18 protein-coding genes are annotated in these 17683 nt (G+C 72.4%); 9 read left to right on the plus strand and 9 right to left on the minus strand.

Annotation, left to right across the window (positions count from 1 at the left end; all coding sequences use genetic code 11):
* Positions 1 to 32 precede the first annotated feature (32 nt).
* The 3 genes from yidD to rpmH are packed head-to-tail and all read right to left on the minus strand — an operon-like array spanning position 33 to position 930.
* The gene (gene yidD / locus FGE12_RS23755) at positions 33 to 254 is read right to left on the minus strand and encodes a membrane protein insertion efficiency factor YidD (RefSeq protein ID WP_153868867.1); all 222 of its coding nucleotides are present in this window, start codon (positions 252 to 254) and stop codon (positions 33 to 35) included.
* A gap of 25 nt (positions 255 to 279) precedes the next feature.
* On the minus strand, positions 280 to 768 hold the full coding sequence (gene rnpA, locus FGE12_RS23760) for a ribonuclease P protein component (protein WP_194798200.1): 489 nt from the start codon (positions 766 to 768) through the stop codon (positions 280 to 282).
* A gap of 9 nt (positions 769 to 777) precedes the next feature.
* Positions 778 to 930, minus strand: a complete 153-nt coding sequence (gene rpmH, locus FGE12_RS23765; RefSeq protein ID WP_194798201.1) for a 50S ribosomal protein L34 — start codon at positions 928 to 930, stop codon at positions 778 to 780.
* Positions 931 to 1324: 394 nt separating this feature from the next.
* On the opposite strand from rpmH, the gene dnaA reads away from it, so the two are divergent.
* From dnaA to grxC, 7 genes are all read left to right on the plus strand, one after another.
* Entirely contained in the window at positions 1325 to 2692 is a 1368-nt protein-coding gene (gene dnaA, locus FGE12_RS23770; RefSeq protein WP_194798202.1) for a chromosomal replication initiator protein DnaA, read from the plus strand.
* A gap of 437 nt (positions 2693 to 3129) precedes the next feature.
* A complete protein-coding gene (locus FGE12_RS23775) occupies positions 3130 to 4734 on the plus strand; it encodes an N-acetylmuramoyl-L-alanine amidase (RefSeq protein ID WP_153868870.1) in 1605 nt (534 codons plus the stop codon).
* 7 nt (positions 4735 to 4741) lie between these two features.
* Positions 4742 to 5914: a PD40 domain-containing protein gene (locus FGE12_RS23780; protein ID WP_153868871.1), complete on the plus strand. Its 1173-nt coding sequence runs from the start codon at positions 4742 to 4744 to the stop codon at positions 5912 to 5914.
* Positions 5915 to 6039: 125 nt separating this feature from the next.
* Entirely contained in the window at positions 6040 to 6999 is a 960-nt protein-coding gene (locus tag FGE12_RS23785) for a DUF6328 family protein (protein ID WP_153868872.1), read from the plus strand.
* 175 nt (positions 7000 to 7174) lie between these two features.
* A complete protein-coding gene (locus FGE12_RS23790) occupies positions 7175 to 8590 on the plus strand; it encodes a pitrilysin family protein (RefSeq protein ID WP_153868873.1) in 1416 nt (471 codons plus the stop codon).
* Positions 8590 to 10173, plus strand: coding sequence for a pitrilysin family protein (locus tag FGE12_RS23795; RefSeq protein ID WP_153868874.1), 1584 nt, complete (start codon positions 8590 to 8592; stop codon positions 10171 to 10173). The genes FGE12_RS23790 and FGE12_RS23795 overlap by 1 nt, the downstream gene beginning before the upstream one ends.
* 171 nt (positions 10174 to 10344) lie before the next feature.
* Positions 10345 to 10629 (plus strand): glutaredoxin 3, encoded by a 285-nt coding sequence (gene grxC / locus FGE12_RS23800; RefSeq protein ID WP_153868875.1) that lies wholly within the window; start codon positions 10345 to 10347, stop codon positions 10627 to 10629.
* Between the two features lie 11 nt (positions 10630 to 10640).
* Here grxC and FGE12_RS23805 read toward each other — a convergent pair whose 3' ends face one another.
* Positions 10641 to 11198 carry a DUF2378 family protein gene (locus FGE12_RS23805; protein WP_153868876.1) on the minus strand — a complete coding sequence of 186 codons (558 nt, stop codon included), beginning with the start codon at positions 11196 to 11198 and terminating at the stop codon, positions 10641 to 10643.
* 143 nt (positions 11199 to 11341) lie between these two features.
* Positions 11342 to 12064, minus strand: a complete 723-nt coding sequence (locus FGE12_RS30100) for a hypothetical protein (protein WP_194798203.1) — start codon at positions 12062 to 12064, stop codon at positions 11342 to 11344.
* Positions 12065 to 12300: 236 nt separating this feature from the next.
* Here FGE12_RS30100 and FGE12_RS23810 point away from each other — a divergent pair, with 236 nt between their 5' ends.
* Positions 12301 to 12714: a hypothetical protein gene (locus FGE12_RS23810; RefSeq protein ID WP_153868877.1), complete on the plus strand. Its 414-nt coding sequence runs from the start codon at positions 12301 to 12303 to the stop codon at positions 12712 to 12714.
* Positions 12715 to 12763: 49 nt separating this feature from the next.
* Here the strand turns inward: FGE12_RS23810 and FGE12_RS23815 are convergent, their stop codons facing one another.
* The gene (locus tag FGE12_RS23815) at positions 12764 to 13114 is read right to left on the minus strand and encodes a hypothetical protein (RefSeq protein WP_194798204.1); all 351 of its coding nucleotides are present in this window, start codon (positions 13112 to 13114) and stop codon (positions 12764 to 12766) included.
* Between the two features lie 179 nt (positions 13115 to 13293).
* Here FGE12_RS23815 and FGE12_RS23820 point away from each other — a divergent pair, with 179 nt between their 5' ends.
* The gene (locus tag FGE12_RS23820) at positions 13294 to 14109 is read left to right on the plus strand and encodes a hypothetical protein (RefSeq protein ID WP_153868878.1); all 816 of its coding nucleotides are present in this window, start codon (positions 13294 to 13296) and stop codon (positions 14107 to 14109) included.
* A gap of 477 nt (positions 14110 to 14586) precedes the next feature.
* Here FGE12_RS23820 and FGE12_RS23825 read toward each other — a convergent pair whose 3' ends face one another.
* The 3 genes from FGE12_RS23825 to FGE12_RS23835 form a co-directional block, all read right to left on the minus strand.
* Positions 14587 to 15399 (minus strand): SDR family NAD(P)-dependent oxidoreductase, encoded by an 813-nt coding sequence (locus FGE12_RS23825; protein WP_194798205.1) that lies wholly within the window; start codon positions 15397 to 15399, stop codon positions 14587 to 14589.
* Positions 15399 to 16196 (minus strand): SDR family oxidoreductase, encoded by a 798-nt coding sequence (locus FGE12_RS23830; protein ID WP_153868879.1) that lies wholly within the window; start codon positions 16194 to 16196, stop codon positions 15399 to 15401. Before FGE12_RS23830 ends, FGE12_RS23825 begins: the two co-directional genes overlap by 1 nt.
* A gap of 98 nt (positions 16197 to 16294) precedes the next feature.
* Complete coding sequence (locus tag FGE12_RS23835; RefSeq protein ID WP_194798206.1) at positions 16295 to 17566, minus strand: MFS transporter; 1272 nt, start codon at positions 17564 to 17566, stop codon at positions 16295 to 16297.
* Positions 17567 to 17683 lie beyond the last annotated feature (117 nt).

Genomic DNA, 17683 nt, shown 5'->3' on the forward strand with positions numbered 1-17683 from the left:
GGCGGGGGAGGGGAGGCGGGGTCAGGCGCCCGTCAGGGCACCGGGTCGAGCCCACCGGGGTGGAAGGGGTGGCAGCGCAGCAGGCGGCGCACGGTGAGCCAGAGGCCGCGCAGGCCGCCGTGGCGCTCGAGCGCCTGCAGCGCGTACGCGGAGCAGGTGGGGTGGAAGCGGCAGGTGTTGGGCGGCAGCAGGCGCGAGAGCGTCGCCCGGTAGAGCCGGATGGGCAGCGCGAGGAGGAAGGCGAGCGGGCTCATGCACACAGGGCTCCGGGCGCGAGGCCTAGCGCGGGGTCCCGTCCTCCGGGGAGGGCGGCGGCGGCGCACTGCTGCTGCTGGCGTTGCTGCTGCTGCTTCGAGCGGCGTTGCTGGCGCTGCCGGCGGCGCGGGGCATGCCGGGCAGCTTCGGGATGCGGCGCTCGAGCTGGTCGAAGGCGCGCGTGAGCTCGGCGAGCCCCGCGTCCTTCGCGGAGGTGCGCGCCACGAGCACCACGTCCACTCCGAGGGGCCAGCGCGCGCGGCGCTTGCGGTACAGCTCGCGCATGAGGCGCCGCAGCCGCGCCCGCACCACCGCATTGCCCACCTTGCTGCTCACGGTGAGGCCGATGCGGGTGTAGGGGCGGCCATTGCGGCGCACGAGGGCGAGCAGCGGGTCCGCGGACACCTTCTGCCCCCCCTCCTGCACCTGGAGGAACTCGCGCCGCTTGCGCAGGCGCTGCGCCTTCGGGAAGCGCTCGGACGGCCGGGCCTGCGGGAGCTCCTCGGCCGACACGCTGCGGGCCTACTTCTTGGCGGCGGAGACCACGAGCCGCTTGCGGCCCTTCGCCCGGCGGCGCTTGAGGACGTCCTGCCCGGCCCGGGTGGAGTTCCGCTTGCGGAACCCGTGCTTGCGGTTGCGCTTGATCTTCGACGGCTGGTACGTGCGCTTGGACACGGCGAATGCTCCTGACGGCAAGGTGCCCAACGCCCGCGGAACTGCGCGCGCGAACACCCATCAAAGAAAAGGCGGCGCTCGTAACCCGATCTCCCACTCAAGTCAACGTCCTGCCGCACGCGGGGCGCCGGAGCCGCCCTTCCTGCCTGCCTGGCAGATCGGTCTGGATCACCCGCACGCGGAGTCAAGTTCTCCGCACCGTCACTAGGGCTTGGGGGGCGGGCCGGCCGGGGCCACAACCCCTTCCGCGCGGCACGCCCGTTGCCGATCGAAAACAGGGGGCGAAGTGGGCGAAAGTCCTGTGCTTCCGGCCGGGAACTTGATCGCCCAGGAGGCGTTTGTTAGCACGGCCGCTCGCCCGCAGAGCCACCCGCCGCGCCCGCGTACCCCTCCCGTGACCGCCCTCGCCGAAGCCGCCTCCATGCCCCTAAGTGCAGAGAATACCTGGGCTCTCGCCCTGGATTCGATCCGCCACGAGGGCAAGACCTACGCGCTCACCTGGCTGGAGCGGATGCGCCCGCTGGAGGTGCGCGAGAACGCGCTCGTGCTCGGCGTCCCGGACCGCTTCTTCCGCGACTGGGTGGACGACCACTACCGCGCGCTGCTCGAGGGCACGCTCGCGCGCGTCGCCGAGGGGCTGCAGCGCGTGGCCTACGAGGTGGTGGAGGTGGCGGCCGTGCCCGAGGCGCTCGTACCCGCACCGGGAGTTCAAGGCGCAGCCCGCGGCGCGCCGCTCGCGCGGCCTCCGCGGCTCAACCCGCGCTTCACCTTCTCTACCTACGTGGTGGCGGACAGCAACCAGCTGCCCGCGGCCGCCGCGGCCGCCGTGGCGGATGCGCCGGGGCGGGCCTACAACCCGCTCTTCATCTACGGCGGCACCGGCCTGGGCAAGACGCACCTCTTGCACGCGGTGGGCAACCGCGTGTTCGAGCGCGACCCGAGCGCGCGCATCGTCTACCTCTCCAGCGAGCAGTTCACGAACGAGTTCGTGGAGAGCGTGCGCGACCACCGGATGACGGACTTCCGGCGCAAGTTCCGCGAGGAGTGCGACCTGCTCCTCATCGACGACGTGCAGTTCCTCGGCAAGCGCGAGGAGACGCAGAAGGAGTTCTTCTACACCTTCAACACCCTGCACGAGATGGGCAAGGGCATCGTGCTCACCAGCGACACGGTGCCCGCGGAGATCCCAGGCCTCGAGGACCGGCTGCGCAGCCGCTTCGCGATGGGCCTCATCACGGACATCCAGGAGCCCAACTACGAGACGCGCGTCGCCATCCTCAAGAAGAAGGCCGAGGCGGACGGCTTCCGCGTCCCGGACGGGGTGTGCCACTTCATCGCCAAGAACGTGCACAAGAACGTGCGCGAGCTGGAGGGCGCGCTCGTCAAGGTGAGCGCGGTGCACTCGCTCACGGGTCAGGCCGTCACGGAGGAGTTCGCCGCGCACGTGCTCAAGGACCTGCTGCCCGCGAACCGCCCGCTGGACGTGGAGACCATCCAGCGCGAGGTGGCCCGCTACTACCGCGTGGCCGCGGAGGCGCTGAAGGAGGACCGGCGGCACAAGGCGCTCGCCCATGCGCGCCAGGTGGCCATGTACCTGAGCCGCCGCCTCACCAAGTGCAGCTTCCCGGAGATCGGCGTGCACTTCGCCAAGGACCACTCCACCGTCATCTCCGCGGTGCGCAAGGTGGAGCGCCTGCGCGACACCGACCCCGCGGTGAAGCGCGAGCTCGACGAGCTCGAGGGCAAGCTCGGCTCGCACTGAGTCCGTGTCCTCCCTCTCCCCCAGGGAGAGGGTCGGGGTGAGGGTGCCGGGTTCCCCGCTGCGCGCCCCCGCAAAGCGCCTTTACGCGCGGCTCGCCGAAATTCGGTCACCCTGCGGCGTGCGCGCTCCGCCCACACCTGCAGCGGCCCTTTCCGCTCCGCCGGATTGACTCGCCAGTCAATCTCGCAACTTCCGCTCGCCCCACGGTGCGGGACACGCGCCGCGGCCCCTCCCGCCGTTGAACTGCTTTCGGTCAGGCGCCGCTGTGGGTGCGGGTCGCTCACGCGCCGCGTCGTCCTCTGACGGAGGCCTCATGACGCGCAATGGCACGGACGCTGCTCAGGCCCCGCCCCCGGCGTGCTGCGCGCGGGCCTCCAAACCGCACGTGGTGGACGCCCTGACGTGATGCTCCCCACCCGCTGCCGAAGGACCGTCCCATGAATCTGTCGCGCTCCACCCTTGCTGCCGCCGCCGCTGCGGCGCTCGCCCTCGCGGCGTGCGGGGACCCCGAGGACTCCGCTCCTGCCGAGGACACTGCCACCCCCACCGCCGTGAACCCCGAGGCGGGCCGCACCCCGCAGGCGCTGGACCCGCTCTTCGAGAGCGCGGCGGCCGAGTACAACGTGCCCTCGGAGCTGCTCAAGGCCATCGGCTACGCGGAGACGCGCTGGGAGATGGTGAGGGGCGAGGTGGAGTTCGAGGGGCGCCCTGCGGCCTTCGGCATCCTCGCGCTGCGCGGCGAGCAGCTGGAGAAGGGCGCCGCGCTCGCGGGCGTCAGCGTGGAGGCGGCGAAGACGGACGCGCTCTCGCACCTGCGCGCCGGCGCCGCGCTGCTGAGCGCGTATGCGGACGAGCTGGGCGTGGACCGCGCGGACCTGGGCGCGTGGGCGCCCGCGGCGGTGCGCCTGAGCGGCATCGAGAACGAGGAGGCGCGCTCCGAGTACGTGCACAACGAGGTGTACCGCGCGCTGCGCGACGGAGCGATGGCCACCACCCCCGCGGGCGAGGTGGCGGTGAGCCTGCTGCCGCGCGAGGTGCAGGCGAAGTACGAGCGCAGCGTGCGCGCGATGACCGCGGGCCCCGACTACGCGGCCTCCATCTGGCGCCCCAGCCCCAACTACAACAGCCGCCCGGCCGGTGACATCGGCGACCCGGCGTTCATCGTCATCCACACCTGCGAGGGCAGCTACTCGAGCTGCTGGAGCTGGCTCGTCAACTCGGCCTCCCAGGTGAGCGCGCACTACGTGGTGAACGAGAGCGGCTCGGAGATCAGCCAGCTGGTGCGCGAGGCGAACCGCGCCTGGCACGTGGGCGCGAGCTACGACTGCAGCCTCAACTCCAGCGTGGAGTGCTGGCGCAACGGCTACTCGGTGAACCACTTCGCGGTGGGCATCGAGCACGGCGGCTACGCGAGCCAGACCTCCTTCCCCGCGGGGCAGATCGACGCGAGCGCGAAGCTCTCCTGCGACATCTCCAAGGGCCAGGCGATTCCCCGCGACCGCTACCACATCGTGGGCCACGGCAAGCTGCAGCCCGCGAGCCGCACCGACCCGGGCCCCAACTGGCCGTGGACGGACTACCTCAACCGCATCAACAGCTACTGCGGCAGCACCACCTCCACCTCGTTCGTGGTGGACAGCAACAACGCGAACAACGACAGCGCCAAGGCGCGCATCGAGGTCTCGGGCAACTGGACCAGCACCTCGAGCACCGCGGGCTACTACGGCAGCGGCTACTACTACGCGAGCACCGCAGCCATCAGCGACCCGGCCACCTTCTGGTTCTACCTGCCGGCCGCCGGGACGAAGACCATCGATGCGTGGTGGACCGCCGGGACCAACCGCGCCGCGGCCGCGCCCTTCATCATCTACAATGCGGCGGGCACCAAGCTGGCCACCGTGAGCAAGGACCAGCGCGTCAACGGCAGCCAGTGGAACGCGCTGGGCACCTGGAGCTTCAGCGCGGGCTGGAACAAGGTGCAGCTGAGCCGCTGGACCACGGACGGCTCGGTGGTCATCGCGGACGCGGTGCGCATCCGCTAGGAGTCTCATGCATACTGCCTCCCCGGACAGGCCGCTCCGCCGCACCGTGCGCCCGGGCGCGCTGCTCGCCCTCGTGCTCACCGTGGCCGGCGGCTGCACGCAGCGCGGCTGCGGCGGAGCAGGCCCGTCCGTGGAGGCGCTCCCCCTCGCCGAGCGCCGGGCCATCCCCGGCGCCCTCGCCTTCGTCTCCGAGCGCGGCGGGAACAAGGACGTGTGGCTCGTCACCCCCGCGGGCGAGGAGCGCCCGCTCACCCGCGGCCCCGCGGACGAGTACCCCGCGGCGGTGCGCCCGGATGGACGCGCGCTCGCCATTGCCGCCGCGCGCGAGGAGAAGGGCGTGCACCTGGAGCAGCTGATGCTGCTCTCGCTCGAGCCCGGCGCGACGCACGAGCCCGAGCCGCTCTCGCGCCCCAGCGCCCGCTCGCGCGCGCCCAGCTGGGGGCCGGATGGCACCTGGCTCGTGGCCGAGTCGGATGCCACGGGCTTCAGCGACCTGGTGCAGCTGCGCGTGGGGAGCCCCGGGGAGGGGATCGCGGGGGGGAGCACGCCTGCGCCGCGCCGCCTCACCGAGGTGCGCGAGGGCGCCTTCGAGCCGGCGGTGAGCCCGGCTGGAAAGCAGCTCGCGTTCGTCTCCAGCCACGAGGGAGACCCCGAGCTGTACGTGATGGACCTCGCGGGCGGCCCACCGCGCCGCCTCACGTTCTTCCACCTGGAGGACGTGTCTCCGGCGTGGAGCCCGGACGGGCGCTGGCTCGCGTTCCTCAGCAACCGCGAGGGGCGCGACCGCGTCTTCGTGGTGCGCCCGGACGGTACGGACCTGCGCGCGGCGAGCGGCGCGCAGACGCACGGGGACGAGCGCGACCTCGCGTGGCGTCCGGACTCGCGCGCGATTGCCTTCGCCGAGCGCACCAGCGCGGACACGACGCGGCTGTGGCTCGCGCCTCTCGAGGGCGGCGTGCCCACGCAGCTCACGGATGGCAAGTCGCGCGACGACAGCCCGGCGTGGAGCCCGGACGGGCGCTACCTCGCGTTCGTGTCCAGCCGCACCGGGGACGACGAGCTCTTCCTCATGCGCGCGGATGGCAGCGCCCCCACGCAGCTCACCCACGCGAAGGGCGCGGACTGGCTGCCGCGCTGGGTGCTGCCGGCGCAACCTCGCGTCTCTGCTTCCTCGCCGTGAGCAGTGGCCCCTCTCCCCTGGGAGGGGAAAGGGTGGGGGAAGGGGCCGGTCGCTACGCCCCTGCGCGCTCGCCTGCCTGCTTGCGACCTCCGCGCGCGACCCACAGCTTGTCCACAGGAGGCTGCGTGGCGGAGCTGAAGGACAAGCTGAAGAAGGCCCTGCAGGAGAACCGCATCCTCGTGCTGGGCACCCAGGTGCTGCTGGGCTTCAGCTTCCGCGCTGCCTTCGAGGAGGGCTTCAGCGAGCTGCCGCGCGCGACCCAGCACCTGGAGCTGCTGTCGCTCGGGCTGCTGCTGCTCACCTTCGCGCTGCTCATCACCGTGCCCTCCTTCCACCGCATCGTGGAGGGCGGAGAGGACTCGCACCGGCTGCACCACCTCACCGGGCGCCTCATGTGCTGGGTGCTGCCGCTGTTCGCGGTGGGCATCGGGCTGGACCTCTACGCCTCCGCGGAGAAGGTGCTGGGGCGCGGCGCCGGGCTCGCCCTCGGCGTGAGCGGCGGCGCGGTGGGGCTGCTGCTCTTCATCGCCTTCCCCGCCGTGCAGCAGCGCCGGCGCGCCCCCGAGATCGAGAGGAAGAAGGCCATGGACCCGCAGCAGGAGCAGGGCGGCAAGGGCACCGAGCTGAAGGACAAGATCGACCACGCGCTGCAGGAGAGCCGAATGGTGCTGCCCGGCGCTCAGGCGCTGCTCGGCTTCCAGATGGCCATCCTGCTGATGAAGACCTTCGACCAGCTGCCCTGGGGCTCGCGCGTGGTGCACCTCGCGAGCCTCGGCTGCGTGGCCCTCAGCGTGCTCCTGCTGCTCACCCCGGCCGCCTACCACCGCATCGTGGAGCAGGGCGAGGAGACGCAGCACTTCCACCGCGTGGCGAGCGCGCTCGTGCTCGCCTCCACCGTGCCGCTCGCGCTGGGCTTGAGCGGGGACGCCTTCGTCGTCGTGCGCAAGGTGCTCGGGTCCACGACGGCGGGCCTGTGGGCAGGCGGTGGGAACCTGGTGCTATGCCTCGGGCTGTGGTTCGGGTTCACGCTGGTGGCGCGGGCGCGGCGGCAGCGCGGGCGGGAGCTGCAGCAGGCGGCGGCGTAGGGCGCACGGCAACTGCGGACATCCCTCACCCCGACCCTCTGCCTCCAGGACAAAGGGAGCGGGGACAGTTTCCGGAATAAGGGACCCAGGAGGCAGGTACCCCACGAGGCCGGCCCGGCGCCCGGTGCGCCGTGGTAAGCCGCACCCCTTCCCTGGAGCAGGAGAAAGCCGCCTCATGAGAGCGATCCTCGCTGCCGTCGTCCTCGGCCTCGCCGTGCCCGCGCTCGCGCAGGCACCGCAGGCCCCGACGCCGGCCTCGGCCCCGCAGAAGCAGCAGCAGCCCGGCCTCGACATCCCCTTCCAGAAGTACACGCTGAAGAACGGCCTCGAGGTCATCCTCAGCGTGGACCGCAAGCTGCCGGTGGTCGCCGTCAACATCTGGTACCACGTGGGCGCCATCGACGAGCAGCCGGGGCGCACCGGCTTCGCGCACCTCTTCGAGCACATGATGTTCCAGGGCTCGAAGCACGTGGGCGACGACGTGCACATCTCGATGCTCGAGCAGCTGGGCGCCAACGACCTCAACGGCACCACCAACTTCGACCGCACCAACTACTTCGAGACCGTGCCCAGCAACCACCTGGAGACGGCGCTGTGGCTGGAGAGCGACCGGATGGGCTTCCTGCTGGACACGCTCACCCCGGAGAAGCTCAAGACGCAGCAGGAGGTGGTGAAGAACGAGCGGCGCCAGGGCTACGAGACCGCGCCCTACGGGCTCGCGCGCGAGAAGCTCTGGCACGCGCTCTTCCCCCAGCCGCACCCCTACTACGGCTCGGTCATCGGCTCGATGGAGGACCTGGACGCGGCGAGCGTGGACGACGTGAAGGCCTTCTTCCGCACCTGGTACGCGCCCGCCAACGCGACCCTCGCCATCGTCGGTGACTTCGACGTGGAGAAGACCAAGGCGCTCATCGAGAAGTACTTCGGCTCGCTGCCCAGCGGGCCCAAGCCGAAGCAGCCCACCATCGCGCCCGTGAAGCTCACGAAGGAGGTGGAGATCCGCCACGACGAGCAGGTGGCCACGCTGCCGCTCGTGTACATCGCGTGGCACAGCCCCGCCTTCTACAAGGAGGGCGACGCCACGGCGGACGTGCTCGCCACCGTGCTCAGCGACGGCAAGGCGAGCCGGCTCTACCGGCGGCTCGTGTACGAGAAGCAGCTCGCGGTGAGCGTGAGCGCGAGCCAGCAGAGCCTCGGCGCGCAGAGCGTGTTCGCCATCCAGGCGGTGGCGAGCCCCGGCGTCTCCACCGACACGCTGAAGAAGGAGATCGACGCGGTGCTCGACGAGGTGCGCCGCGACGGCGTGACGCCCGAGGAGATCGCCCGCGCGCGCAACCGCTACGAGACGCGCACGCTCTCGGGGCTGCAGTCCATCGGCGGCTTCGGCGGCAAGGCGGACACCCTGCAGGGCTACAACCACTTCCTCGGCAACCCCGACTTCCTCGCCCAGGACCTCGACCGCTACAACCACGTGGACGGCGCCAAGGTGAAGGCCTTCGCCACCCAGGTGCTCGCCCCCGACGCGCGCGTCGTCGTGCACGCCGTGCCTCCCGGCGCGGCCGCCCCCACCGTCTCCCAGGAGAAGAAGTGATGCGCCGCCTCTCAGCTGCCCTGCTCTGCGCCGCCGCGCTCGCCAGCGCCTGCGCCTCTGCTCCCAAGCCGCAGCCCGCGCCGGCCCCCGCCCCCGCACCCGCGGCCGCCGCCGCCAAGCCGCAGCCCGCGCCGGCCGGAGACAACACCGTGGGCTCCGCCGCGGACGAGCCCTTCCGCGCGCACGCGCCCGCGCCCGGCCAGAAGCCGGAGCTGGTGCTGCCCAGGTTCGAGCAGGCGAAGCTCTCCAACGGGCTCACGGTGATCGTGAGCACGCGCAAGGAGCTGCCGCTGGTCTCCATGGGCGTGGCCTTCGCGGACGGCGGCGCGCAGGACACGCGCGGCAAGGCGGGGATCAGCGACCTCGCGTACGCGATGCTGCTCGAGGGCGCCGGCGGGCTGGACGCCATCGCGCTGGACAACGCCTTCTCGGACCTGGGCGCGAGCCCCTCGCTCAACGTGGGCGCGGACGGCGCCTTCCTCTCCACGCGCGTGCTCACCCGCAACCTGGAGCCCGCGCTGCAGCTGCTCAGCCGCGTGACCCAGCAGCCCACCTTCGCGCCCAAGGACTTCGACCGGCGCAAGAAGCAGCACCTCAAGGGGCTGGTGCAGCGGCTCGGCAGCCCGGGCTTCCTCGCGCAGCAGGCCTACCTCGCGCAGATCTACGGGGAGAACCACCCCTACGGGCACGTCTCCGGCGGCACGCCCGCGACCGTGCAGAGCGTGAGCCTGGCGGATGCGCGCAACTGGTACCGCTCGCACACCGGTCCGCGCGCCGCCGCGCTGGTGTTCGCCGGTGACATCACGCTCGCGGACGCGCAGGCGCTCGCGCAGAAGTACTTCGGTGGCTGGAAGGGCGGCGCCGTGCGCCCGAAGCCGCCGCCCGCGCCGCCCGTGCCCCCGCGCCAGGCGGTGCTCTACGTGCCCAAGCCGGGCCTGCAGCAGACGCTGATCACCGTGGGCCGCCCGGGCCTGCAGACGGGCCACCCGGACGAGTACGCGCTCGAGCTCGCCTCCACCGTGTTCGGCGGCTTCTTCGGCAGCCGGCTCAACATGAACCTGCGCGAGGCCAAGGGCTACACCTACGGCGCCAACGCGAGCAGCAGCGCGCGCTACGGCGTGGGACCGCTGAGCGCGAGCAGCGCCGTGCGCGCGGACGTCACCGGCCCCGCGCTGCTCGAGGTGATGAACGAGCTGGAGGGCCTGCAGGAGCACCCCATCACCGACAAGGAGCTGGAGAGCGCGCGCGAGGGCCTCGTCGCCGCGTTCCCGGGCGCCTTCGACAGCGTGGAGGGGCTCGCGGGCAGCGCCGCGGCGCTGTTCCAGCAGGACCGCCCCATGGACGAGTTCAACCGCACCGTGCAGGGGCTGCAGGAGGCGAGCGCCGCGGAGGTGCAGCGCGTGGCCGAGCTCTACTTCAAGCCGGAGCTGATGCAGATCGTCCTCGTGGGGGACCCGCAGGTCATCTCCGAGGCCGTGGAGCCGATGCGCCTGGGCAAGCTGCAGGCGCGGCCCGTGCCGGGGCTGCCCTCGGGTGGCGCGGCCGGTGCGCCTCAGGGCACCGCGGGCAAGAGCAAGCCCTAGCGCCCGCTCTCCGGGCTGCTGTTCAGACGCGGGCGTCGGTGCTCCTCCCGGGAGCCCGGCGCCCGCGTCCTTTTTCGGGCAGCCCGGGGGGCAGGCAGGCCCCGGCGGCTCCGGGGGCGATGGCTAGGTTGAACCCATCACCTCATCGCCAGCCCTGGAGGCTCCACCCCCATGTACCCGGTGACGCTGTACACGAAGACCTACTGCGCGTTCTCGAAGCGGGCGCTCGCGCTGCTGGATTCGAAGGGGGTGCTCTACGAGAACATCGACGTGACGGACAGCGACCAGCGCTTCACGGAGATGGCCAAGCGGGCGCACGGCGCGCTCACCGTGCCGCAGATCTTCATCGGCGGGCAGCACATCGGCGGCTGCAGCGAGCTCGAGCAGCTCGAGCGCGAGCGGAAGCTGGACGCGATGCTCGGCCGCGGCGACAGCAGCGTGCCCAGCCCCTCCTAGCGCGCCTCCGCTCAGGGCTTCGCGGTCCAGCGCACCGAGAGCACGCAGTGGGTCTCGGCGCGCTCGGTGACGGTGACCTCGGGCTGCACGCGCGTGCGCAGCAGGATGCCCGCGATGAGCCCGCCGCAGAAGTCCGCGAGGATGCCGCGCTCGCGCAGCGTCACCGACCAGTGGCGCTCGCCCAGCTGCACCGGCGTGACCTCCACGTTCGGCTGCGAGGAGGCCCACGCGCGCTTGAGCTTCTGCATCACCGTGTCCGGCCCCAGCATGGGCAGCGTGGCGCCGAGCATCTTGCCCGCCAGCGTCTGGAAGAAGCCCTCGATGAAGAGCTGCCCGAGCCGGTGCTCGCCCGCCGCGCGGGAGAGCTGCGGGAAGGTGTGCTGGCGCGCCACGTCCAGGCAGGCCTGCCACACGCGCGTGGGGTAGTCCGCGCGCGCCGGCTGCGCCGGGTCGTAGCCCGCCGCGCGCAGCTGCTCGGCGAAGCGCCCCGTGGGCTGCAGCGCGCGCACGAACATCCCCTCGAAGGCGGTACCGCGGGTGACGGACTCGGCGGGCAGGGGCGTGGACATGGGGAGCGGCCCGAAGTGTAGGGACACCTCCCGAGGCGCGTCACCTGGGGCACTCCGCACCCTCCACGCAGCGAGGGCGCGACCGCCCGGCCCTGGGTGAGCCGTGCCATCACGCCCTCGAGGGGTGCTGCTCCCGCGCCGCGCTAGCGGGTGGTGCTGCCGCTCGTGTCGCTCGCGCTGCCCGAGCCACCGGTGCTGCTGGACGTGTCGCTCGTCGTGCTCGACGACGAGGAGTCCTGGGTGGAGCTGGAGGAGCTGCTCGACGAGGAGCCCGAGCCGCCGGTGCCGCTCGTGTCGCTCATGCTGCTGCCCGAGCCGCCGGTGCTGCTCGTGTCGCTCATGGAGCCCGAGCCGCCGGTGCCGGACGTGTCGCTCATCGAGCCCGAACCCCCCGTGCCGCTCGTGTCGCTCATGCTGCCCGAGCCGCCGGTGCCGGAGGTGTCGCTCTGGTACGAGCCCGAGCCGCCGGTGCCGCTCGTGTCACTCATGGAGCCGGAGCCACCGGTGCCGCTGGTGTCGTCGCTCATGGAGCCCGAGCCGCCCGTGCCGGAGGTGTCGCTCATGCTGCCCGAGCTGCTGTCCTCCATGCCGCTGCCGCCGGTGCCGCCGTCCATCGCCGCGCTGCTGCCGGTGTGGCTCTTGGCATGCTTGGACGAGTGCTTGCTCGTCGTGGTCGTCGTCTTCTTCGTCGTGGTGCTGGACGTAGAGCCGGAGTCGCCGGTCTTGCCGCTGGTGCTGTCGGCGCTCCCCGTGCTCCCCGTGCTTCCCGTCCCACCCGTCGTCTGTGCCAGCGCTGCCGGCGCGACGGCCACCGCTGAGCCCACCAGGCCCACCGCAACCCACCGCTTCATACGCTTCATCGACATGCAGATTCCTCCCGTCAGGGTGTCCTGTTCTGAAGGGTTGAGCCGGGCCGGTCGGATGGGGAGTGCAATGGGGACGATCGTCACTGCACCTGGCCGGACGGCAGGCGTGAGGTCGACGCCCCCGGTGCGCCGCCTGCTGCGCGCACGGGCACGCCCACGGGGGATCTCGACGCTGGCACCGCGCCGACACTGAACACAGGTTCAGCGCGGACCCCCACACAGGAGCACGGACGCGAATGGCTTTCGACGATCTGAAGCGCAACGGGATGATGGCGCACCTGCTCTCCTCGCTCGAGGCGGGAGAGGACATCGGCCACTACGGGCGCCTGGTGTTCGCGATGGTGGCGCGCCACTTCGTGAGCGACGAGGAGCTGGTGCAGAAGCTGTGCGAGGGCGCGGGCGTGGAGGAGCCCGAGGCGCTCGCGCTGGTGGAGCAGGTGAAGGGGCGCGACTACTCGCCGCCGCGCCGCGAGAAGGTGCTGCAGTTCCAGCAGCAGCAGGCCTTCCCCATCCTCCCGGACGCAGAGGACCCGGACGCGGGCAACGTCTACAAGGACCTGCAGTTCCCGGACGAGGTGTACGCGCACATCCAGGAGTACCGCGAGCAGAAGGCACAGGCCCACGCGGGCGAGGGCGCGGCGGCGCACTGAGCGCGCCGCACCCTGCGCTGCTCCCTCTCCCGCGGGGAGAGGGACGCGCTCAGGAGTCCTCGCCCATCATGTTCGCCACGGCGCGCCGCGCGAGCCGCGGGTCCGTGGGCTCGTCGTCCGAGGTGCCGCCGCTATCGCTCGCGAACCTGCGCTCGGACTCCTCGCGGCCGCGCGCCACGCGCGCCTCGATGTCCGCGTCCTCGATGACGGTGTGCACCTCGGGGTTGTTGCCGCCCACCGGCGCGTCGCTGTCGAAGGCGAACTTGTTCTCGCTCGTCGAGTGGATGGACTCCGCTGCGTAGAGCGGACGCGTGGTGTCCGCCTCCTGGCCATCCACCTGGTCCACGTTCGGCCGATCCTCGTCGCTGCGCCCGCTGCTCTTCTTGCCCTTGCCTGCCATGGGGAGCCTGCCTCCGGAAAAAAGGTGTCTGGCTCAAAGCTCTGCGCGCGCCGCCCACACACAAGCTTCCCGGGCGCTGCGCGGTGTCGGCCGCTCGCACGTCTCCGGAGCGAGCGTGTGCCGCGTCCGCCCGCGGAGGGCTAGGGTGGAGGGTGGCCCGACCCGCTGGAGGACTCCGCATGCGCCGCACCCCCGGACTCGCCCTGCTCACCCTCGCAGCCCTCGCCTCCGCAGCGTGCAAGCGAGAAGAGCCTCCCGCCGCGCAAGCGCCCCACGCCGCGTCCCCCGGCGGCCCCGACGCCGGCAGCGAGAGCGTGCCCGCGCAGAAGCGCCCGCTGCCGCCCGGCACCGCGGCGCGGCCCGACACGCCGGGCGTCGCGGGCCCGGGTCTCGCGGTGCCCACGGATGCAGGGATTCCTGCCGCGGACGGAGGCACCATCGCTACCGACGGTGGCAGCGCGGCGTCGGGGAGCACGAACGCGACGAGTGCGGGCAGCGTGAGCGCGACCGCAGCCGATGCCGGCACCGCGTCTGGCGCGGCTTCGGGCAGCACGGGCACGTGGACGGCCGGAGTCGTCGAGAAGGCGCGCTCCAAGGCGCAGGCGGGCTCGGTGCAGCTCGCGGCGGTGCGTGCGGCGAAGCAGCCCGGCTACGACCGCGTGGTGTTCGAGCTCTCCGGGGATGCGCTGCCTGGCTACCATCTCGAGTACGTGGACCGGCCCATCGTGCGCTGCGGCTCGGGCGAGCCCACGCAGGTGGCGGGACAGGCCTGGCTGCAGGTACGGCTCACCGGCGCGCAGGCGCACACGGACGCGGGAAAGCCCACGGTGGGCCCGCGCGAGCGCAAGGAGTCGCTCGGCGTGCTGCGCGAGCTGGAGCAGACCTGTGACTTCGAGGGCGAGGTGACATGGGTGCTCGGACTGCAGCACCCCAATCGCTTCCGCGTGCTGGAGCTGAAGGCGCCCACGCGCCTCGTCGTGGACGTGCAGCAGTAGGCGCACCCATGCCGCTGCTCTGAGGACACCCGGACCGGAAGGGTGACGGAGCGCTGCGGCCGCTCGCGGCGGGGCGTCGCCAGCTGTGCGTCGCTCAGGGGTGACACGCTAGCGTCCATGTGTTCGCGTCCACGGCGCTGCGCGGGATGAAGCTTCCGTCCTCGCTCGCACCCGCGCCGTCGGCCCTCCTTCGCCTGGAACGAAACGTCCGTTCCACGCGCGAGCCCTCCAGCTCGAGGTCGCGCTTCACTCAGCGTGTGTCCCCGCTCGGGAGCGGCGGCCTGCGTCGCGCAAAAACGTAAAATAGGATTTTACCTTTTTGCATCACGCGCCTTTCCGCGCCCGGGAGGGCGTCTCCTTTCGGGACAGCCGTCCCACGCGTCGTGGACGGCCTCTGCCACTCGGAGAAGCCCCGTTCCCTCCCGGCCTCTCCTTCTCGAGGCCGTGCCCCTCGCGCCACTCTCGCGTGTCCGATCTTCAGCCCTCCTCGGCCTTGGGGTCGGTCGAGGCGAGGTAGCGGTGCACGCGCGCCTTCACCGCATCCGGCACGAGCCCGCTCGCGGCGATGGCCAGCGTGTGGCCGACGTTGCCGCCCACCACCTTCGCCTTCCCTGCGAGCAGCGCCTCCACGCCCTGGCGCGCGACCTCCGCCGGGTCGTCCTTGCGCCGCTGTGCCACGCGCGTGTCGCCCATCCCCGCGTCCTCGAAGATGCCCGTCTCCGTGGGCGCGGGCAGCAGCGCGGTGACGCTCACGCCGGTGTCCTTCAGCTCCTCGCGCAGGGAGGCCGCGAACGAGGAGAGGAAGGCCTTGGACGCCGCGTACACCGCCTCGAGCGGCGCGGGCGTGACGGCGGCGACGGAGGAGACCACGAGCAGCCGCCCCTGCCCCCGCGCCACCATGCCCGGCAGCACGCGCTTGGCGAGGTGCACGCTGGAGCGCACGTTGAGCGCGATGAGCTGCAGCTCCTGCTCGAGCTCCGTCTCGCGCGCGAAGTCTCCGCCCACGCCGGCGCCTGCGTTGAGCGCGAGCACCTCCACGGGACGCCCCCGCGCTTCGAGGCTCTCCCACAGCGCCTCCACACCCTCGTGCGTGGCGAGGTCCACCCGCACGCCCTCCACCTGCGCGCCCGTGGAGGCCGCGAGCTCGGCCGCGACCTGGGTGAGCGCCTCGCCGCGCGCGGCGAGCAGCAGGTCGAAGCCGCGCCGCGCGAGCTCCCGCGCCAGCTCCAGCCCGATGCCGCGCGAGGCGCCCGTGACCACGGCGAGGGGCCGCTCGTTCGCGTCGCCCACTAGTGCCCCTTCGCCTTCGGGTCCTTCTCGGACATGTGGCGGTGCATCTTCGCCTTCGCCGCGTCCGGCAGGACCTTGTTCGCCGCCGCCATCACCTTGTTGGTGGTGGAGCCGGCCACGGCCTTGGCCTCACCGCCCATCAGCGCCTCGAAGCCCTGGCGCGCCACCTGTGCCGGGTCGTCCTTCTCGTCCTGGCCCACGCGCGTGTCGTCCATGCCGGCGCGGTGGAAGAAGTTGGTCTCGGTGGGACCCGGCATCAGCGCGGTGACGGTGATGCCCGCGTCCGCGAGCTCGTTGCGCAAGGAGGCCGCGAAGGAGGAGAGGAAGGCCTTGGAGGCGCCGTACACCGCCTCGAGCGGCGAGGGCATGGTGGCGGCGATGGAGGAGGTGAAGAGCAGGCGCCCCTCCTTGCGTGCCACCATGTCGCGCGCGAGGCGCTTGGCCAGGTGCACCGAGGAGGTGACGTTGAGCGCGATGAGGTTGAGCTCGGCCTTCAGGTCGGTCTCGCGCGCGAAGTCTCCGCCCACGCCCACGCCGGCGTTGAGTGCGGCGGCCGCCACGGGCCGGCCGAGCGACTGGATGCGCGCGTACAGCGCCTCCACGCCCTCGCAGGTCGCGAGGTCCGCCTGCACGCTCTCCACCTGGACACCCAGCCCCTCCAGCTCGCGCGTCGCGGCCTGCAGCGCGTCGCTCTCCGCGGTGACGAGCAGGTCGAAGCCGTTCTGCGCGAACTGCTTCGCGAGCTCGAGGCCGATGCCGCTCGAGGCACCGGTGACGACGGCAAGGGGCTTGGACATGGGGGCTCTCCAGAGCGGGGGGTTGGACGGAGCCTCAACATGGAGACGGCGCGCGGAGCGCACCAGCGCCGCGCTCCCCCCGCTGCCCGGGAAGCAGGCTAGCGCCGGTCTTCGAACACGCGCATGCGCTCGGGCGAGCCCACGCGCACCCAGGCCACCAGCGCGAGGAAGAGCAGCGCCGCGCCCACCGTGGCGATGCGCACCCCCACGTGGTCGCTCAGCAGGCCGAGCGCCACCAGCCCCAGCGCGTAGCCGCCGCCCAGCAGCGTGCTGAACAGCGAGCTCACGCGCGCCTGCATCGTGCGCGGCACGCGGCTCTGGCAGTAGGTGTTCGTGCCGGTCACCACCACCAGGTACACGCCGCCCAGCACGAAGATGCTCGCGGCGGCGAGGGCCGGCGTGGGGCTGAGCCAGTACAGCGCCGCCACCGGCCCGAGCAGCAGGCTGCCGCCCACCAGCAGGCGCCGGCGGCCCAGGTAGTCGTTGAGCGTGCCCACCCCGAGCGCGCAGGTGACGGCGCCCACACCCTGGCAGGTGGTGAAGAGCGAGGCGGTGGCCGCGCCCTGGTGGAACACGCGGATGGCGAACACCGGCACCAGGCCGATGAAGGGCGAGATGAGCGCCGAGACGAAGAAGGTGAGCGAGAGCGCGAGCCGCAGGCCCGGGTCCGCCCACGTGTAGCGCAGCCCCTCGCGCACGCCGCCCCAGAGGCTCGTGCGCTGGCCGAGGCGCTCGAGCACCTCGGTGCGCACCTGGGTGAGCGCGGCGAGCACCGCGAAGAAGGAGAGGGCGTTCACGCCGAAGGCCCACTGCGCCCCGCCCGTCGCGAGCACCGCCGCGGCGAGCGCCGGGCCGATGATGCGCCCGAGGTTGAACTGCGCCGAGTTGAGGCTCAGCGCGCTGTGCAGGTCCTCGGCCGGCACCAGCTCCGCGAGCAGCGCGGTGAAGGCCGGGTTGAGCAGCGTGTTGAGGCAGCCGGTGAGGAACGCGAGCAGCGCCACGCTCGGCACGGTGAGCCGGTGCAGGAAGGCGAGCACCGCGAGCGCGCTGGCCACCACGGCCTGCGCGGAGGTCATCACCGCGAGGTAGCGGCGCCGGTCGAAGCGGTCCGCGAGCGCGCCGCCGATGGGGCTGAGCACCACCGCCGGCAGGTACATCACCGCGGCCACCGCGCCCGTGGCCGCCGCGCGCCCCGTGGTCTCGGTGACGTACACGCCCACCGCCACCGTCTCCATCCAGGTGCCGATGTTGCTCACCAGCGCGCCGAGCCACAGCGCCACGTAGCTGCGGTGGCGGAAGGCGCGCAGCGAGGAGAGGCGCTGGAGGCGAGAGGCGGGAGCGGAAGCGGGAGGGGGCTCGGAGAGGGGCACGGCGGGGTGCGCTTGTAGCGCTTCCCCCGGGAGGCCGCCTCAACCGCGTGCGCCCACCTCCAGTGCTCGACACCCTGCATCCCGGCCAGGCGCAGCCTGTACCTCTTGCAGTGCGCC

The sequence above is a fragment of the Aggregicoccus sp. 17bor-14 genome, from assembly GCF_009659535.1.
In the GTDB taxonomy this organism is placed as follows: domain Bacteria; phylum Myxococcota; class Myxococcia; order Myxococcales; family Myxococcaceae; genus Aggregicoccus.